The organism is Aquabacterium sp., from assembly GCF_049317225.1.
Taxonomy (GTDB): domain Bacteria; phylum Pseudomonadota; class Gammaproteobacteria; order Burkholderiales; family Burkholderiaceae_C; genus Aquabacterium.
In genome coordinates this window covers 1-15,618 of the sequence record NZ_JBMOIR010000022.1, presented here as the reverse complement: position 1 = coordinate 15,618, position 15,618 = coordinate 1, and the positions used below count along the sequence as shown (strand labels likewise).

The 15,618-nt window shown below is 59.6% G+C and carries 15 protein-coding genes; 6 read left to right on the top strand and 9 right to left on the bottom strand.

The genetic code is table 11. The annotated features are described in order from the left end of the window. Nucleotides 1-44 precede the first annotated feature (44 nt). From ACOYNB_RS12340 to ACOYNB_RS12310, 7 genes are all read right to left on the bottom strand, one after another. Nucleotides 45-770, bottom strand: a complete 726-nt coding sequence (locus ACOYNB_RS12340) for a lectin (protein ID WP_422839348.1) — start codon at nt 768-770, stop codon at nt 45-47. 3 nt (nt 771-773) lie between these two features. After that, on the bottom strand, nt 774-1,250 hold the full coding sequence (locus ACOYNB_RS12335) for a c-type cytochrome (protein ID WP_422839347.1): 477 nt from the start codon (nt 1,248-1,250) through the stop codon (nt 774-776). A 68-nt stretch (nt 1,251-1,318) separates the two neighbouring features. Further along, nucleotides 1,319-1,912, bottom strand: a complete 594-nt coding sequence (locus ACOYNB_RS12330; protein WP_422839346.1) for a peroxiredoxin — start codon at nt 1,910-1,912, stop codon at nt 1,319-1,321. Nucleotides 1,913-1,932: 20 nt separating this feature from the next. Continuing rightward, nucleotides 1,933-2,613: a c-type cytochrome gene (locus ACOYNB_RS12325; RefSeq protein ID WP_422839345.1), complete on the bottom strand. Its 681-nt coding sequence runs from the start codon at nt 2,611-2,613 to the stop codon at nt 1,933-1,935. 14 nt (nt 2,614-2,627) lie between these two features. Beyond that, on the bottom strand, nt 2,628-3,002 hold the full coding sequence (locus ACOYNB_RS12320; protein ID WP_422839344.1) for a hypothetical protein: 375 nt from the start codon (nt 3,000-3,002) through the stop codon (nt 2,628-2,630). 80 nt (nt 3,003-3,082) lie between these two features. Next, nucleotides 3,083-4,531, bottom strand: coding sequence for a DUF1501 domain-containing protein (locus ACOYNB_RS12315; protein ID WP_422839343.1), 1,449 nt, complete (start codon nt 4,529-4,531; stop codon nt 3,083-3,085). Between the two features lie 37 nt (nt 4,532-4,568). Further along, nucleotides 4,569-6,920 (bottom strand): DUF1549 and DUF1553 domain-containing protein, encoded by a 2,352-nt coding sequence (locus ACOYNB_RS12310; protein WP_422839342.1) that lies wholly within the window; start codon nt 6,918-6,920, stop codon nt 4,569-4,571. A 454-nt stretch (nt 6,921-7,374) separates the two neighbouring features. Between ACOYNB_RS12310 and ACOYNB_RS12305 the strand changes: the two genes are divergently transcribed. The 6 genes from ACOYNB_RS12305 (at nt 7,375) to ACOYNB_RS12280 (ending at nt 13,582) form a co-directional block, all read left to right on the top strand. Next, a complete protein-coding gene (locus tag ACOYNB_RS12305) occupies nt 7,375-8,994 on the top strand; it encodes a hypothetical protein (RefSeq protein WP_422839341.1) in 1,620 nt (539 codons plus the stop codon). A 28-nt stretch (nt 8,995-9,022) separates the two neighbouring features. Then, the gene (locus ACOYNB_RS12300; protein WP_422839340.1) at nt 9,023-10,114 is read left to right on the top strand and encodes a TetR family transcriptional regulator; all 1,092 of its coding nucleotides are present in this window, start codon (nt 9,023-9,025) and stop codon (nt 10,112-10,114) included. A 77-nt stretch (nt 10,115-10,191) separates the two neighbouring features. After that, nucleotides 10,192-11,058 carry an ABC transporter permease gene (locus tag ACOYNB_RS12295; RefSeq protein ID WP_422839339.1) on the top strand — a complete coding sequence of 289 codons (867 nt, stop codon included), beginning with the start codon at nt 10,192-10,194 and terminating at the stop codon, nt 11,056-11,058. A gap of 11 nt (nt 11,059-11,069) precedes the next feature. Next, entirely contained in the window at nt 11,070-11,852 is a 783-nt protein-coding gene (locus tag ACOYNB_RS12290; protein WP_422839338.1) for an ABC transporter permease, read from the top strand. Nucleotides 11,853-11,902: 50 nt separating this feature from the next. Beyond that, nucleotides 11,903-12,712, top strand: a complete 810-nt coding sequence (locus tag ACOYNB_RS12285; RefSeq protein ID WP_422839337.1) for an ABC transporter ATP-binding protein — start codon at nt 11,903-11,905, stop codon at nt 12,710-12,712. Between the two features lie 39 nt (nt 12,713-12,751). Next, the gene (locus ACOYNB_RS12280) at nt 12,752-13,582 is read left to right on the top strand and encodes a cytochrome b/b6 domain-containing protein (protein ID WP_422839336.1); all 831 of its coding nucleotides are present in this window, start codon (nt 12,752-12,754) and stop codon (nt 13,580-13,582) included. 58 nt (nt 13,583-13,640) lie between these two features. On the opposite strand, the gene ACOYNB_RS12275 is transcribed toward ACOYNB_RS12280, so the two are convergent. Then, on the bottom strand, nt 13,641-14,804 hold the full coding sequence (locus ACOYNB_RS12275) for a sigma-54 interaction domain-containing protein (protein WP_422839335.1): 1,164 nt from the start codon (nt 14,802-14,804) through the stop codon (nt 13,641-13,643). A gap of 215 nt (nt 14,805-15,019) precedes the next feature. After that, a partial coding sequence (locus ACOYNB_RS12270; RefSeq protein ID WP_422839334.1) for a sulfate ABC transporter substrate-binding protein occupies nt 15,020-15,618 on the bottom strand: 599 nt, incomplete at its 5' end.

Sequence of the window (15,618 nt, the reverse complement as noted above, 5' to 3'; positions counted from 1 at the left end):
GATGAAGCAAGCCTGCGGATCAGACAGGCTTGCGTGAAGCGGGCTTACTTCGCAGCGAAGCAGTAGAAGTAGCCGGCGCCACCGGTGCTGACCAGCTTGGGCTGGCTGCAGCCGCGGCTGGCGTGTGCAGAGTTCCAGGACAGGGCGGTGTGCACGCCACCTGTGCGGTCGAAGTGACCCACTTGCACGGCACCGTCTTCGGCACTGCTGGTGTAGTTTTTGCAGGTCCGATCAGAGGTGTCGTTGGCAAATGCGCGTCCGTCAGGCTGAGACCCTGTCAGGATGTCGTGCTCGTTGGGGGTGTCGCCCGCACGGTTGATTTGCTTGCCTTGTTCGGTCAGCGCGGTTTGCCAGTTGATGGCGTTGCCGATGCGGGCGTCTTCGACGTTGTCGCCGTGCAGGTGCGCGACGTCACGGGCGATGAGCGCGCCCTTGACGTTGTACCAAGGACCTGTGCCAATGCGGTCACGCGCATTGACCGGAGGTTTGCCATCCCACGACTGCGTGCTCAGATAGGCCCGCCAGGTCCGGTTGCCCGCGCCGGCCGCGGCCGCCAGCTTCTGGCAGTGTGCATCCGCGCCCGCCAGGCCGCCCAGGTCTGCGCCCTTGCCCGAGCCCACGCTGGTCACGAAGAAGCTGAAGGGGCCGACTTCACGGTTGGCTGGTGCGGCTGGTGCCGCAGGCGTTTGCGCCAGAGCGCTGCCGCAAACGGCCATCAGAACCAGGGCGCCAGCAAGGGTCGAGGTCAAAGTTTTTGGTTGGTGGTTCATGGCTCAGTCCTTTTTGCGGAAGTCGTCGTGGCAGGCCTTGCATGTACCCTGCAGCTTGCCCAGTTGCACCTTCACGGCTGCCGCATCACCAGCGGAAGCCAGGCGTGCCAGTTCATTGGCTTCCTTGTTGAACTGACCGGCGATTTCGCCGGCCTTCTTGTCCGTGAACAGTTCAGGCTTGACGGTGGTTTCCTTCCAGCCCTTGCCGGTCTCTGTGCCGGGGGCAAACAGCGAACCCAGGCCTGAGTTGGCGATGGCAGCGATGGCGTTGGCAGCCTTGACCACCTCGTCCTTGTTGTACTGGCCTTCCACATTGGCCTTGATGCGGCCTGTGTTCCAGGCCAGTACCTGATAGGCAGACTGGCGCCACTTGATCAGTTGTTCAGGCTTCGGGCCTTGCTGTGCCAGCGCCGAGGTCGAGGCGATCAGCGTGCCAAGAGTGAGCGCCAGCGCAGTGGCGCATCGAATGTGCTTGTTCATGTCTTGTCTTTCGTAGTTGGCGAACAGAAACGCCCGACGATTCATCAGGCATGTGAGGAAACAGGGGATCAGGATCCGGACCCGATGGCACGCTTGGTAGCGATGTCTTTGACCGCCTCCAGCGCTTGGTCGACGTTGACCAGCGGGGCGACCCCACCAATCGTTGCGGCGACCTTGCCGTCAGGTGTCACGACGAAGGTGGTGCGTTCCACAAAGGCGTGATCGATGTCATCACCGCGGGTGTCCTTGCGACCGGGGCGATCGGTCACGGCCAAGTCAAAGGCTTTGGACACGGCACCTTGAGGGTCCGATGCGACCGGGATCTTGCCGGCGCAGTAGTCGGGGTCTGCCGAGAACTTGTTCAGGCGGGCGATGCTGTCGAGGGACACCCCCACGATGGACGCCCCCGCGGCCGCGAACTTGTCGACGTTCACTGCGAAGGTGTGCGCTTGCACGTTGCAGCCACCGGTGTAGGCCGACGGGTAGAAATACACGACCACGGGCCCCTTCTTGAGTTGGTCCTTCAGCGAGTACGTGAAGGCCTTGCCGTCTTGCGATGCCTGCAATTTGAAGTCCGGTGCGGCATCACCTTCCTTCAGCGCCGCCCACGCGGGGGCGGCGACAAGGCTCGACAGCAGCGCTGCGACCATCCAATGCTTCATGCTTGTTCTCCTTGATCTGTTCACTGAGCCGCCAGGTAGTTGGTGAGGCTCTCAATCTCAGCGGCGCTGAGGGGTTGAAGGACTTTGTTCATCACCCCGTCCGGGGCATTGCGACGTTCGCCGGAACGCCAGTCCTGAAGTTGCTTGTCCAGGTAGCGCCACTCTTGTCCCCCCAGTCGCGGCGTCAGCGGGGATGCAGTCGGCCCTCGTCCACGTGGCCCGTGGCAACTCGCACAGGCCACCACACCTCTGGCTGGATCACCTTGCTCAAACAAGGCCTGACCGATGGGGTGGCTTGCGCCGTCTCCAGCAGTCGTGGTCTGGCTGGCGAAGTAGGCGGCGATGTCCAGCACGTCCTCATCCGACACGCTGCGGGCCATGATGGCCATCTGGTCATGCAATCGCGCGCCAGATCGGAAGTCGCGAATCTGCTTGAGGATGTAGGCCGGATGCTGCCCCGCCAGCTTCGGGAACTTGCCTTCGGGGCCATTGGAGTGACCCGCCCCATTGCCGTCTTCACCATGACACTCGATGCAGCGCTCCGACTCGGCTTTGACTTTGCCCATGGCCGCATTGCCAACGGACTCAGTCGCCTTGCCCGTCCGCGCAGGCGTGGAGCGACCTTTGGTCTCAGCGGACCATGCACCCTGAGCCGCCAACAGCAGTGCCGACGTGATGAACATGAGCAAAGCGGTCTTCACCAAGCACCTCTTCATCAAGATTGCTTGTAGAAGGTGTGGCACGCGCGGCAGGTTCTCGACAGCGCGGTCGAGCTGTCTGATGCACCCGTGAAGTCCTTGGCGCCCACTTGCTTGATGATTTGCTCGGTCAGCTGCAGGCTTTTGCGAGACAACTCCAGACCGTCTGGCGCTTCGGGCTTGCTTTGGTAATGGCCTTCCACCACTTTGAACAGTTCATGCAGCTCTTGTGCGTCTTTGGTGCTGGCCGAAGCGTCTTGCAAGGCGATGTTGGACGAGAGGCTTTTGTTGGTGTCCTCCACGGTTTGCATCAGGTCCATGTCCAGGCCAGCGGCTTTGGCCACGCTGACCACAACGAGCAGGACGCCGAACAAAATGCTTGCTTTCTTCATGTGACTTCTCTCCGTCGAGATCTCTGTCCCGATCTATCCGTGAGCCTGCCCATCGCATCGGGGATGGGCAGGCCCTTTCATCAGGCGAGGATGTCTTTGACAACCTTGCCGTACACCACGGTCGGTCGCTCGGAGCGGCCGCTGTGGAGGTAGGTCGTTTTCAGGTGATCCAGCCCCATCAACTGCAGCACCGTGGCGTGCAAGTCATACGTGTCGACGGCCTTGTCCTTGTCTGCTGTTTGCAGACCGATCTCGTCGGTTTCGCCGTAGGTGAAGCCCGCCTTCAGACCGCCGCCGGCCAGCCACTGGGTGTAGCCCCAGGGGTTGTGGTCGCGGCCGCTGCCGCTTTCGCCCCACGACGTGCGACCAAACTCGGATGTCCAGACGACCAGGGTGGAGTCCAGCAGGCCACGCTCTTTCAGGTCGTGGAGCAAACCCGCGATGGGCTTGTCGACCACGCGCCCCATGATCCCGTGGTTCTTTTCCAGCTCATCGTGCGCGTCCCAGTTGCGACGATCGGTGTCGATGTCTTGGGGCAGCGAGGACACCACTTGCACGAAGCGAACGCCCTTCTCGACCAGGCGGCGAGCACGCAGCAGCACCTCACCGTAGCTGCGGCTGTACTTGTCATCAATGCCATACAGCTTGCGTGTGGCTTCTGATTCCTTGCTGATGTCGACGGCGGCGGGTGCGGCTGCCTGCATGCGGTCAGCCAGTTCGTAGGACTGGATGCGTGCCTGCAACTCGGTGTCGCTGGGGTAGCGTTGGCCGCCCAAGGTGTTCAGACGCTTGAGCAAGTCCAGCGACTTGCGCTGCTGAGTGCCATTACGCAGTTCGGGGCGATCGAGGTACAGGATCGGATTGGCGCCGGGGCGGAACGCCGTGCCTTGGTACACCGCAGGCAGGAAGCCGGAACTCCAGTTCACCGATCCGGCTTGCGGTTCGCGATCGCCGTTGTACAGCACGACGTAGGGAGGCAGATCTTGATTGGCCGAGCCGAGCGCATAAGTGATCCAGGCGCCCAGTGAGGGGCGACCGGGGTTCACGTCACCTGTGTTGAGCTTGAGGATGGAAATGTCGTGGGTGGCGCCAACGGTCACGCTGGACTTGATGAAGGTCATCTTGTCAGCGTGCTGGGCCAGATTGGGCAGCAGGTCGGAGAACCATGCGCCGCTTTCGCCATGTTGCTTCCAGGTGCGCTTGGATGCGTAGAGCTTGCCCACGCCACCTTGCGTGCTGGTCTTGATGCCTTTCAGGAAGGATGCAGGCACCTCCTTGCCCGCGAGCTTCACCAGTTCGGGCTTGTAGTCGTACAGGTCGAGGGTGCTGGGGGCGCCATCCTGATGCAACCAGATCACGGATTTGATCTTGGCCGGGAAGTGTGGCGACTTGGGGGCCAGTGGGTCAGCCAATTCAGCCGCAGTCGCAGCTGAGATGGGGCCGATGCCAGGGATGAAGCCACTCAGTGCGGCGCCGCCCAGAAACAGACCGGACTTGTTCAGGAAGTCGCGACGGGAATCGTTGCTCATGGAAATGTCCTCAATTTGATGAATGGATGCGGGCGCATCAGAAGCGGTAGGCAAACTCGTTGGAGTTCGCGACGGTGTGGACCAAGTCCACAAATGCAGCGGACTTGACGGGGTCAAAGGCCTTTGCGCTCTTCAGGCCTTGGGGCAGCGCGACCTCAAACTTGCCGCTCAGCGCCTTCTCGCGAATGGCGATTTGCTCGTCGGCCAGGAAGGCCTTCAAGGTGCTCAACTCCGTCTTGTTCGGCTTGCGGGAGAACAAGATTTCGTACAAGCGGTTCAGTTGGGCGTTCTCGTCCTGACCGGCCTCATTGATCACCCGGCCCGCCAAGGCTTGCGACCAGTCGAAGACGATCTCGCTGTTGAACAAGGTCAAGGCCTGCAGCGGTGTGGTGGTCACATCACGCTTGTGGTGCGGCTGGTTCGGGTTGGCCGGGTCGAAGTTCTGAGTGATCGGGTAGGCATAGCTACGACGTGTGAACACGTAGATGCTGCGGCGGTTCCAGTCCTCCTTGTCGTCCGAAACCGTCCAGGCGCGATTGCCCTGGAAGTCGGCTGCGCCGATGGCTTCCTTGGATGCTTTGACCACAGGCGGGAACACAGAGGGGCCACCGACCTTGTCAACCAGCTGGCCGGATGCGTAGAGCAGTGAGTCACGCAGCACTTCGGCTTCCAGGCGCTTGCGCGGGTAGAACGCCAGCAGCTTGTTCTCGGGATCGGCCTTGACGGCATCTGGACGCTCGTCGGACGATTGGCGGTAGGTGGCAGAAAGAAGAATCTCGCGATGCAGCTTCTTGATGCTCCAGCCGTTCTTCACAAAATTGCTAGACAAGTAGTCCAGCAGTTCTGGGTGGGTCGGCTTGGTACCTGCCCGGCCAAAGTCGTGAACGGTGGCGATGATGCCCTTGTCGAAATACTGCGCCCAAACGCGGTTGGTGAACACGCGAGGGGTCAGCGGGTTGGCATCCGAGCTCAGCCACTGAGCCAAGGCAGAGCGGCGACCTGACGATGTGGTCGTGGGTGTGACTTTGACCTCACCCTTGCCGCCCCACAGTGCAGGGATGGCCGGCTGCACAGCTTCGGTCGGACGCTCGTGGATGCCGCCGAAGCGGACGTACGTGGGCGGGACTTCGGTGCTGGTCAGCTCAAAGGCGGTGGTGTACTTGTCAGAGCCCTTGGCAGGCTTGACCTTGTCATATTGCTTGAGCTGAGCTTCGAGCTCCTGGTATTCCTTCCACTTGGGCAACAGCTCTGCGTTGTAGTACTGGAACGTCGGCTTGGTGGCGACGTCTTCCAGGTAGGTGCGGATCTCGTTGTCCGATGCCACCGCCTGCTTGCGCCAGTTCACCCACTTGTCCAGTGCGTTCCACTGAGCCTCTGGCTTGAAGATCGAGTCGCGGCTGTCGGTCAGGTAGCGCTCGTTGTAGTACTTGCGGCCATCCTCACGAACCAAGTCCAAGATGGCTTTCATCTTGGCGCGAACATCCTTGGTCACATCCTGATAGTGAGCCTGAGCCTTCTCGTACTCTGCGTCGTAGACGGTTTCTGTCCCCTTGGCCAAAGGCGTTTTTTCGTTGAACGCCGTGTTGGCAAAGAATGCCTGCAGCTGGAAGTATTCCTTCTGGCTGATGCGATCAGACTTGTGGTTGTGGCAGCGCGCGCAGCCAATGGTGGTCGACAAGAAGGTCTCCCCCACCAGGTCAGTGATGTCGGTCTCGATCTGGTACTTGCGTTGCACCAGGTCACGGGAGTTGAAGTTGTCCGGATAGCCGGCCAGAAAGCCTGTCGCAATCCTCGCGCTTTGGTCGTTCGGCCACAACTCATCGCCAGCGATCTGCTCCTGGATGAAGCGATTGAAGGGCTTGTCCTGGTTGAAGGCTGTGATCACCCAGTCGCGATAGCGCCAGTTGTTCGGGCGGGTGTTGTCATTCTGGAAGCCTGTGCTGTCCGCATAGCGGGCCAAGTCCAGCCAACGGCGGGCCTGACGTTCGCCAAAGTGATGCGATGCCAACAAGCGATCGACCAGCTTCTCGTAGGCATCGGGAGACTTGTCGTTCACAAAGGCCTGCACCTCTTCGGGTGTGGGCAAAAGTCCCCACGCGTCCAGCGTGGCGCGGCGGATGAAAGTGGCGCGATCCGTTTCCTTCGCAGGCTTGAGGCCCTTGCCTTCGAGCTGCGCCAGGATGAAGGCATCGATGGGCGTGCGGACCCAGTTCTTTTGCTTGACCGCTGGAGCGGCCGGCGCGCTGATGGGTTGGTAAGGCGACCAGGCGCGCGTCGCAGCCTTTGCGACATCCACCACGGCTTTGGCTTCCTCAGCTGCAGAAGAGACGCCCACATTTGAGACGGCCAAGCTTCCCAGCAGAATCGACAGATATATCGATTTTTTCATCACTGATTACCTCAAATACGATAGTCGTTTTTCAAATTAACTTCTGACTGAATGACATTTGCCAATATTCAAATTCGATTAGTGGATGTCTTCAGGTAAATGCCGGAGTGCAAGCGGCGTGGCGGCACTGATGCAACTTGTGGGCCAGCTTTTGCTTTTCTCGGCGGAAATTTTGTTGAGATGTTAAGTTGTTGATTTGTATGGATATTTGTTGTGTGTTGCGGCTTATTTGTGGAGTGAATTTGCTCGTTGTGTGTTGGCTGGAATGCAGAGGTGTTGATTTATCAGCAGGGTTGTTGTTGATATGGCAGCAGTGTGTGTGTCTATATATGTGAAAGTGCCCTTGAAATGCCTGAAAAAGCTGGCACAGATTCTGCGAAGTGAATGTCGAGCTCAAATTCACATCCACATTCGTCCAGGAGTTACCAAGGTGTATCCAACATATAAAAGAACAGTGCTGGCGGGGGCGGTTCTGCTGGCCCTGACTGGTGCGGCGGCGCATGCGCAGCCAACCGGGGCAAGCAGCGAAATCAAAGCGCTCAAATCGACCGTTGAAGAACTTCGCAAGCAACTGCAAGAGCTGAAGAAGGGCAACCAGCCTGCCGCGACGCCTGCTTTGGAGCAGGCGCGCGTGCAAGAACTCAGCAAGCAGCTCAATGAACTGCGCGATCAACTCAAGCGCAGCCAAGATGGCGCAGCGGCGGCGACCGCCCCAGTGCCTGAAGGGCAAGAAGAGAGCCAGGAAGCGTTGGACGCACGCACCCCAGCGAGCAAAGCCGACATCCAGGGCTTGCGTGCGGACATGGAGAACTACAAGTACGACCAGTCCCGCTTGCAGGAACGCAACATTCCCAGCGTGACCCGCAACACCAAGATTGGCGGGTCGCTGACTCTGGGCTACCAAACCTGGGGGCCTTCGGTGCCTGCGGGCAACACCTCAGCATTTGGCGCAGAGGCAGCCGGGCAAGCTCGCAAGAACGGGTTCACGTCGCCCGTGCTCGGCTTGAACTTCACAGGCAACCTGTACCGTGACTACGCGGAAGGCCGCAATCTGACCTATCGTCTGGCTTTCAGCTCGGCGTCCAACTATGGCAGCTCGACCAACCTGAGTTCAGCCAGCGCGGATGGCTCGCAGTTCAACGCGACCGACGCTTACCTGCGCTACAGCTTCCAGCCTGCATCTGGCAATCTGGAAGACCCGCTGGGCACGATCACAGTGGGGCAGCAGACCGTTCCCTTCGGCTTGGATGCACAGGCACTGGACCCTGAAGTTCGCGCCGCCATCAGCTCCGCCACATACGTCGGTGGCTTGGGCTTCAACAAGCGTCAGATCGGGGTCGTGGTGGCTGGGGACATCGATCCTTATGTCGACTTCACGAACAACTACCGGGCTCCGTTGTTGAGCTATGCATTTGGTGTCTACAACGGCAACGGCAGCAACAAGCAAGACAACAACTCTGCACGAGATTTCTCTGCCCGCTTGGTCTACACCTTGCCGGTTGATTACTCCAGCTGGTTCCGTCAATTGCAGATTGGTGCGTCGTTCTATCGTGGCTACCCAACGCTGAACACGGCCACCACCAGCAGTGCCGCGGCGGTCTACCGCAAGGGCAACTTTGACCGCACAGGCTTTGACATCAACTGGACCCATCTGCCGTTCTCGGTCTCATACGAATGGGCGTATGGCAAGCAGGACGTTCAGCCACTGGCCGCCAACTTGCTGCTCAATGGCGATGGCGAGAAGCGCAGCGTCTATCAGTACGTCAACTTTGGCTACACCTGGGGTGAGCAGTTCCTGAGCAGCTCCAAGCAACAAGGCAAGTTTGATGACTACTGGCCCAAGTCGTATCAGGCATTCCTGCGGTTTGACTCTGCAGATCCGAACCGCAGCGCCACTGCCCTGGATGACAAGTCGCTCACGACCACGGCCGGCCTGAACGTCTTCTTCGCGGAGACCACCTCGTTCAAGGTCAATTACGTCCACGTGCACAACTTCTATCGGGCAGCTCCCGCCGTAGCCGGCACTCCTCGTGGCAGCAACGGCATTCAAGCCCAGTTCAGCGCCACCTTCTGACCTCAGTCCAGTTTTGGAGAACATCAAGATGAAACGTCGTTCCTTTAATTCGGCCCTGATTGCGGGCCTCGGCGCGCCAGCCCTTGTGGGTTTGGGTACTTCTGCCGCATTTGCGCAATCGGCCAAAAAGCCAGCCACCATTCGCATCGGCTTTCCGAGTGCAGGTACGGGCGGGCGCCCCCTGCCGGATAGCGGCTTCGCCGCCAATGCGGTCTTCCGCGGTGAGATCGAGCAGGAGTTCGCTGCCGATGGCATCAAGGTGGAGTGGAAGTACTTTGTCGGCGCCGGTCCGGCCTTGAACGAAAGCTTTGCCAATGGCCTGTTGGACTTTTGCTTTGGGCACGGTGACTTGCCTCTGATCGTGGGGCGCTCTACAGGTTTGAAGCACAAGATCCTGCTGTCGTCCAGCCGTGGCGGCAATGTGTATCTGGTGGCGCCTGCGACGTCGACTGCCAAGTCGGTGGCTGACTTGCAAGGCAAGACCCTGTCTGTCCAGAAGGGGACCGCCACGCAGTTGCGCCTCTATCGCGTGCTCGGCAAATATGGCTTCACCGAGCCCGAGAAGCAGTTCCGCATCATCAGCCAGATCCTGGATGACCAGCGTGCCTCCTTGGCCACTGGTGACATCCAGGGCGTGCTCGACACCCCTTGGGGGCTGGAGGCTCGTGGCGTGGCGCGTCGCGTCGCCGAGATCGTGGACGACTGGGCCATCACAACGCCTGGCTCGGTTTGGGTGGGAGAAGCCTTTGAGCAGCAGTATCCCGACATCGTCCAGCGGATCGTGACACGACTGGTCAAGGTCGCGCACTGGAGTACCCAGGAAGCAAACCGGGAAGCACAGTACCAACTGTGGACTCGCTCTGGCCGTAACACCTACATCGACAACAAGCGCGAGTGGGATCGTGTCAAGGATCTGAGAAATCGGATCAATCCTTTGCTGGACGACTACTACGTGGCCTCCATTCAAAAGTCGATTGAAGAGACCAAGAAGTACCGCCTGACGCGCCGCGAGGTCAGCCTGGATGGCTGGATCGAACGCAAGTACCTGAACAACGCCTTGCATGACTTGAAGCTGGAGAACTACTGGCCTCGACAGGACGCCTCCGGCAAGTTCATTTGAGCGTCTACCCGCTTTAGGTAACGCGATCCTCGGCAGGCATGCCGGGGATCAACTGCGCATTTTTGAGAGTTCGTGCCATGAGTTCATCCGCTGACGATATAGACGTCTTTCCCGCGACAGCCGTAACAACGTCCGATGTGACGCCTGTGGCATCCACATTGGTGGATGCCGCACGGCAAGGGCTGAATCTTGTTTCCACCGTGGCGTTAGGACTGATTTTTCCCATTCTGCTTTGGGGCTTGTGGTGGCTGGCTGCAGACCGTCATTGGATTGCTGAGCAAATCCTGCCATCACCTGCGTTTGTCTGGGAGTCCTTGCAGTTGGTGCTGGACTCTGGTGAGCTTCAAGGACACGTCAAGTACAGCCTGGCACGCGCGGGGTGGAGCTTGTTGATCGGTGGTGGCGTGGGTGCCGTGCTGGGATTCGGCATGGCTTTGTCCCAGTCCTTCAAGGCCTATGTTCAACCTACCTTCAATGCGTTGGCGCAACTGCCGGTGTTGGGTTGGATTCCTCTGCTGATCATCTTTGTCGGGATTGATGAGGCGCTGAAGATCACCGCGGTGTCCATCTCTGTGGTGGTGCCGGTGGCGCTAAGCACCTACAACGGCATTGCCAACATTCCCAAGTCATTGCTGGAGGTGGGACGGGTCTATCAGTTCTCGCCTCTGCAAGTGATTTTCCGAATCGTATTGCCTGCTGCTGCCCCGGCGTTCTTTACCGGATTGCGTCAGGGGGTCATGCAGGCCTGGCTGTCGGTCATCTTTGTGGAGTTGCTGTCATCCAGCGAAGGCTTGGGTTTCTTCATGGCGTACAGCCGCCAACTCAGCCAGATCGACATGGTGATTGTGGCCATGTTGGCGATCGGGGTGATGGGCATTGTCATTGAGTTGGCTTTGCGCTTGATTGAGTCACGTCTGCAGCGCTGGCGCCGAACCGCATTTTGAGAGGGATTGCCATGTCTGAAAACAAATCCACTTCGAGCCGGCTTGATCTGCGCGGGCTGGTCTTGCCGGTGTTGTTTCTCGCCGTCTGGTATGCCGTGACCGCCCTGCATTGGGTGAACACCAAATTGATCGTGCCGCCGGTGGGGGTGCTGACAACCGGGGCACAGGAGTTGGTCAAGGCTGACTTCTACCTCGGCATCGCGCTGAGCCTCTGGCGTGATCTCTCTGGCTTTGGCATTGGCGCCATCGTCGGTGTGACGGTCGGTGTTTTGCTGGGTGTCTCACGCTTGGCTGACAAACTGTTGGGGCCAACCTTTCACACCGCTCGACAGATTTCCTTGTTCGCGTGGCTGCCTCTTTTGTCTGCCATCGTGGGCACGGGCGACCTGGCCAAGATCATCTTCATCTCGTTCTCGGCGTTCTATCCGGTGGTACTGGGAACGCTGGATGGCGTGAAGGGCGTGACGCCTGCACACCTGGAGGTGGCCAAGGTCTATGGCTTCAGTCGACTCCAGTTGTTGACACGGTTGATTCTTCCTGCGGCGTCACCTCAGATTTTGGGCGGATTGCGCCTGGGGCTGATTTACGCCTGGTTGGCCACCATCGGTGCGGAGTACCTCTTGGTCAATGACGGCCAAGGCATTGGCAACACCGTGTTCAAAGGGCGAATGGCCTTCAATGTCGAGTTGATTATTTTTGGGCTCATTGCCATCGGGGTGGTCGGCAACCTGTTCAACCGCCTTGCAGAACTGGCAGAGCGTCGCCTGCTGCGCTGGCGTGTGTCGCATCACTGAGGCCTTCACCGGCACGCCCCCCGTCACTGTTCATTTTTCAGGAGTCTGTCATGCCTCACGCTGGCACCATCGACATTCAAAACGTCAACAAACATTTCACCGTCAAGGGCAAGCCCTTGAAAGTCCTCGACAACATCTCCCTGTCCATCAAGCCCGGAGAGTTCATCAGCATTGTGGGCTCCAGCGGCTGCGGGAAGTCCACCCTGCTGCGCATGCTGATTGGTCTGGAAAGCGAGTACCAGGGGGACATCCTGCTGGATGGCAAGCGCATTCAGGGCACCAGCCTTGAGCGCGGGATTGTGTTTCAAGAGCACAGACTGTTTCCCTGGCTCACCGTCGAGCAAAACGTTGGCCTGGGCTTGCTGAATGCACCGGGCACCCAGTCCGAGAAGGACAAGAACGTCGCCGAGCACATCGCGTTGGTGGGGCTGAAGGGATTCGAGAAGGCCTATCCGCATCAGTTGTCGGGAGGAATGTCTCAGCGCGTGGCGATCGCCCGAGCACTCGTCAACCGACCTGAAGTGCTGTTGCTCGATGAGCCCTTTGGTGCGCTGGATGCCTTGACCCGTACGCGGCTGCAGCAAGAGTTGCAACGCATCTGGCAGGCCGAGGGCATCACGGCCATCCTGGTGACACACGACGTGGAAGAGGCGGTGTATCTGGGCGACCGCGTGGTGATCATGCAGCCCAGGCCTGGTCGCATCAAGCGCGTTGTGGATGTGGATCTGGAGCGTCCTCGCGACCGCGTGTCTGCGGCATTCACGGCCATCAAGGATGACGTGCTCAGCGAATTCAGCCATGAGATCAATTACGCCACGCCGGCAGAACGACTGGAGCGTGTGCAGACCTTGCCGGCCTGACGCGTGAGGGGAGTCATCGAGATGGATGTTGAAAAGACGATGGACGTATCAGACCTGACGCGCACCGAGGTCATCGATGCCTTGTCTGCGCCGCGCAAGCGGATTCGGTTGTGGGATTTGCCGCTACGCCTGTTCCACTGGGGCTTGCTGGCATCGGTGGGAACAGCGATTGCCACCGGCTTGGCGGGAGGGGGCTGGATGAGTCTGCACGCTCAGGCAGGCCTGGCCGTGATGGGCTTGGTCGTTTTCCGCCTGGTTTGGGGGGGGCTGGGTTCGACTTACGCCCGCTTTGCCACATTTGTGCCGGGGCCTGCCACGGTCTGGGCCTATGTGAAGGGGCAATGGCAAGGTGTGGGGCACAACCCGCTGGGCGCGCTGTCTGTTCTGGCGCTGCTGGGCGTCGTCGCTGCACAGGCGCTGACCGGCGCGTTTGGCAACGACGAGATTTCGTTCACGGGGCCGCTTGCCAGTTTGGTCTCGGAAGAGCGATCCATCGCCTTGACCAATCTGCACCATCAACTGGTCAAGGTCCTGTATGGGCTGATTGCCCTGCATGTGGCCGCCATCGTGTTCTACACCCGGTTCAAGAAAGACAATCTGGTCCGACCCATGGTGACGGGCTGGAAGGATGTGCCAGCCAGTGTGAAGACACCCCATCAAGCGGGTTGGGGCGCCTTGACGATTTCATTGGTGGTGTCGGCCGCCTCGCTTTATGTGGCGTCGGGCGTGTGGGTCACGGCGTCGAACGGATCGTCCAGCGCGGCAGATGCTGAAGCGCATGAGGGACATGCCAAGCCTGCTGAGGAAGACGTGCCTGCCGTCCAGGCGACCCCGGCTGCGTCAGGTGAGCAAAAGGCGCCGGCCTGGTAAGGGACGTAAGCATGATCCAGATTGGCCGCAGTTGATCGCTGCGGCCTTTTTTCGACCGTCAGACCGGCTCGATCTGGTCGTCGCCTGTCGTGAGCAATCCGTGCCGCTTGAGTTGGGTCCGCAGCATGTTGCGTGTGATGCCCAGTACCTTGGCACTCTTGACTTGATTTTCACCCGCGTGAGCAAAGGCTGTGTGAATCAGCGTTTCCTCGATCCTGCTGAACAGGTCGGTTTCACCTTTGCGCAACAGCTGGCTGAATGCCTCCGCCAATGCGGTCCACTCGTCGGCGGCTGGGGGAGGGAGCGATGCAGCTTGTGTCTCGCTGGATGGCGCAGATACATTTGCAGCATCACGCAGGGACCCTGCGCCCAATCCCCCGACGACGAGCTTCTGATCTTGCCCTGTCGGCGCACCGCCAGACAGTGGAATCAGCTTGATGTCTCGCTCGGTGATGCAGTCGTCTCCGGAGACGATGAGCGCATAGTGGATGACATTCTCAAGTTCCCGAATGTTGCCGGGCCAGCTGTACGACAGCAAAGCTTGTTGCGCTTGCGGTGTGAGAGACAGCAAGGGTCTCCCCAGACGAACACAGTATGTGGCGATGAAGTGCCGGGCCAACGGCAGGATGTCGGCGGGGCGATCACGCAAGGGCGGGAGCCGTACTGTTGCCACGCTCAGCCGGTAGAACAAGTCTGCGCGGAAGTGTTGGGCCTCCACCGCCCGTGCGAGGTCAATGTTGGTGGCGGCAATCAGTCGCACATCCAATGGAATGCCGCGACGCGAGCCCAACCTCACGACCTGCCGCTCTTGCAGCACGCGCAACAACTTCACTTGCAGCGACAAGGGCAGGTCGCCGATCTCATCCAGAAAGAGCGTGCCACCGTTGGCCGCTTCGAACCAACCCGCTCGCGCATGGGATGCTCCCGTGAAGGCCCCCGCCTCATGCCCAAACAATTCGGCATCGATCAGGGTCTCGCTGAAGGCCCCGCAGTTCACAGGTACAAACGGGCCGGTCCGACCGCTCTCCGCATGGATGTGTCGGGCAATCAGTTCTTTGCCCGTGCCGGTTTCGCCGATCACCAGGACAGTGGCCTCGCTCTTGGCGATGCGCTCCACGTCCTGCAGCAGATCCAGCGAACCAGGGTCGTGGAACACCAACGCCTTGGCGCGAATGGAGAGCGGCGCCGCTGGCGACTCTGGCAGGGTCAATACGCGTTCCATGGCAAGTTCAAATGAATGGGAAGAACAGACATCAAGGCGTCACGATAGCGAGTGGGGCCGGCAAGCAGAACGATCCTTTTTGCATGCACTTGTGCGCTTTGTGCATGACTCTGCCGATGAGCCTCAAAGCAGAAGCGGCTTTGACGACGAAGCATCAAAGCCGCTTTGGGTCGCCTGTCGCCGTGGATGGTGGCAGGCGGGAGTAAGTCGTCAAATCACTTCTTCAGATAGATCTGATCGAAGACGCCGCCATCAGAGAAGTGGGTCTTTTGAGCCTTGGTCCAGCCGCCAAACGTGTCATCAATCGAGAACAGGTTGATCTTGGGGAATTGTTTGGCGTACTTGGCAGCCACCTTCGGATCGATGGGGCGGTAGTAGTACTTGGCGATCAGGTCCTGCGCTTCGGGGGTGTAGAGGTATTGCAGGTAAGCGGTGGCCACATCACGCGTGCCACGCTTGTCGACCACCTTGTCCACCACGGCCACAGGGGGTTCCGCCAAGATCGACTGAGGCGGATAGACCACGTCGAACTTGTCGTCACCGAACTCCTTCTTGATCAGTGCGATCTCGTTTTCCCAAGTCAGCAGCACGTCGCCCAAGCCCCGCTCAGCGAACGAGACGGTGGCACCGCGAGCGCCGGAATCCAGAACCGGGACGTGCTCAAACAACTTCTTGATGAAGTCGCGTGCCTTGGTGTCGTCGCCATTGTTCTTTTTCAGGGCGTAGCCGTAAGCCGCCAGGTACGCCCAGCGTGCACCGCCCGATGTCTTGGGGTTGGCTGTGATCACGGCGTTGCCTGGTTTGACCACATCAT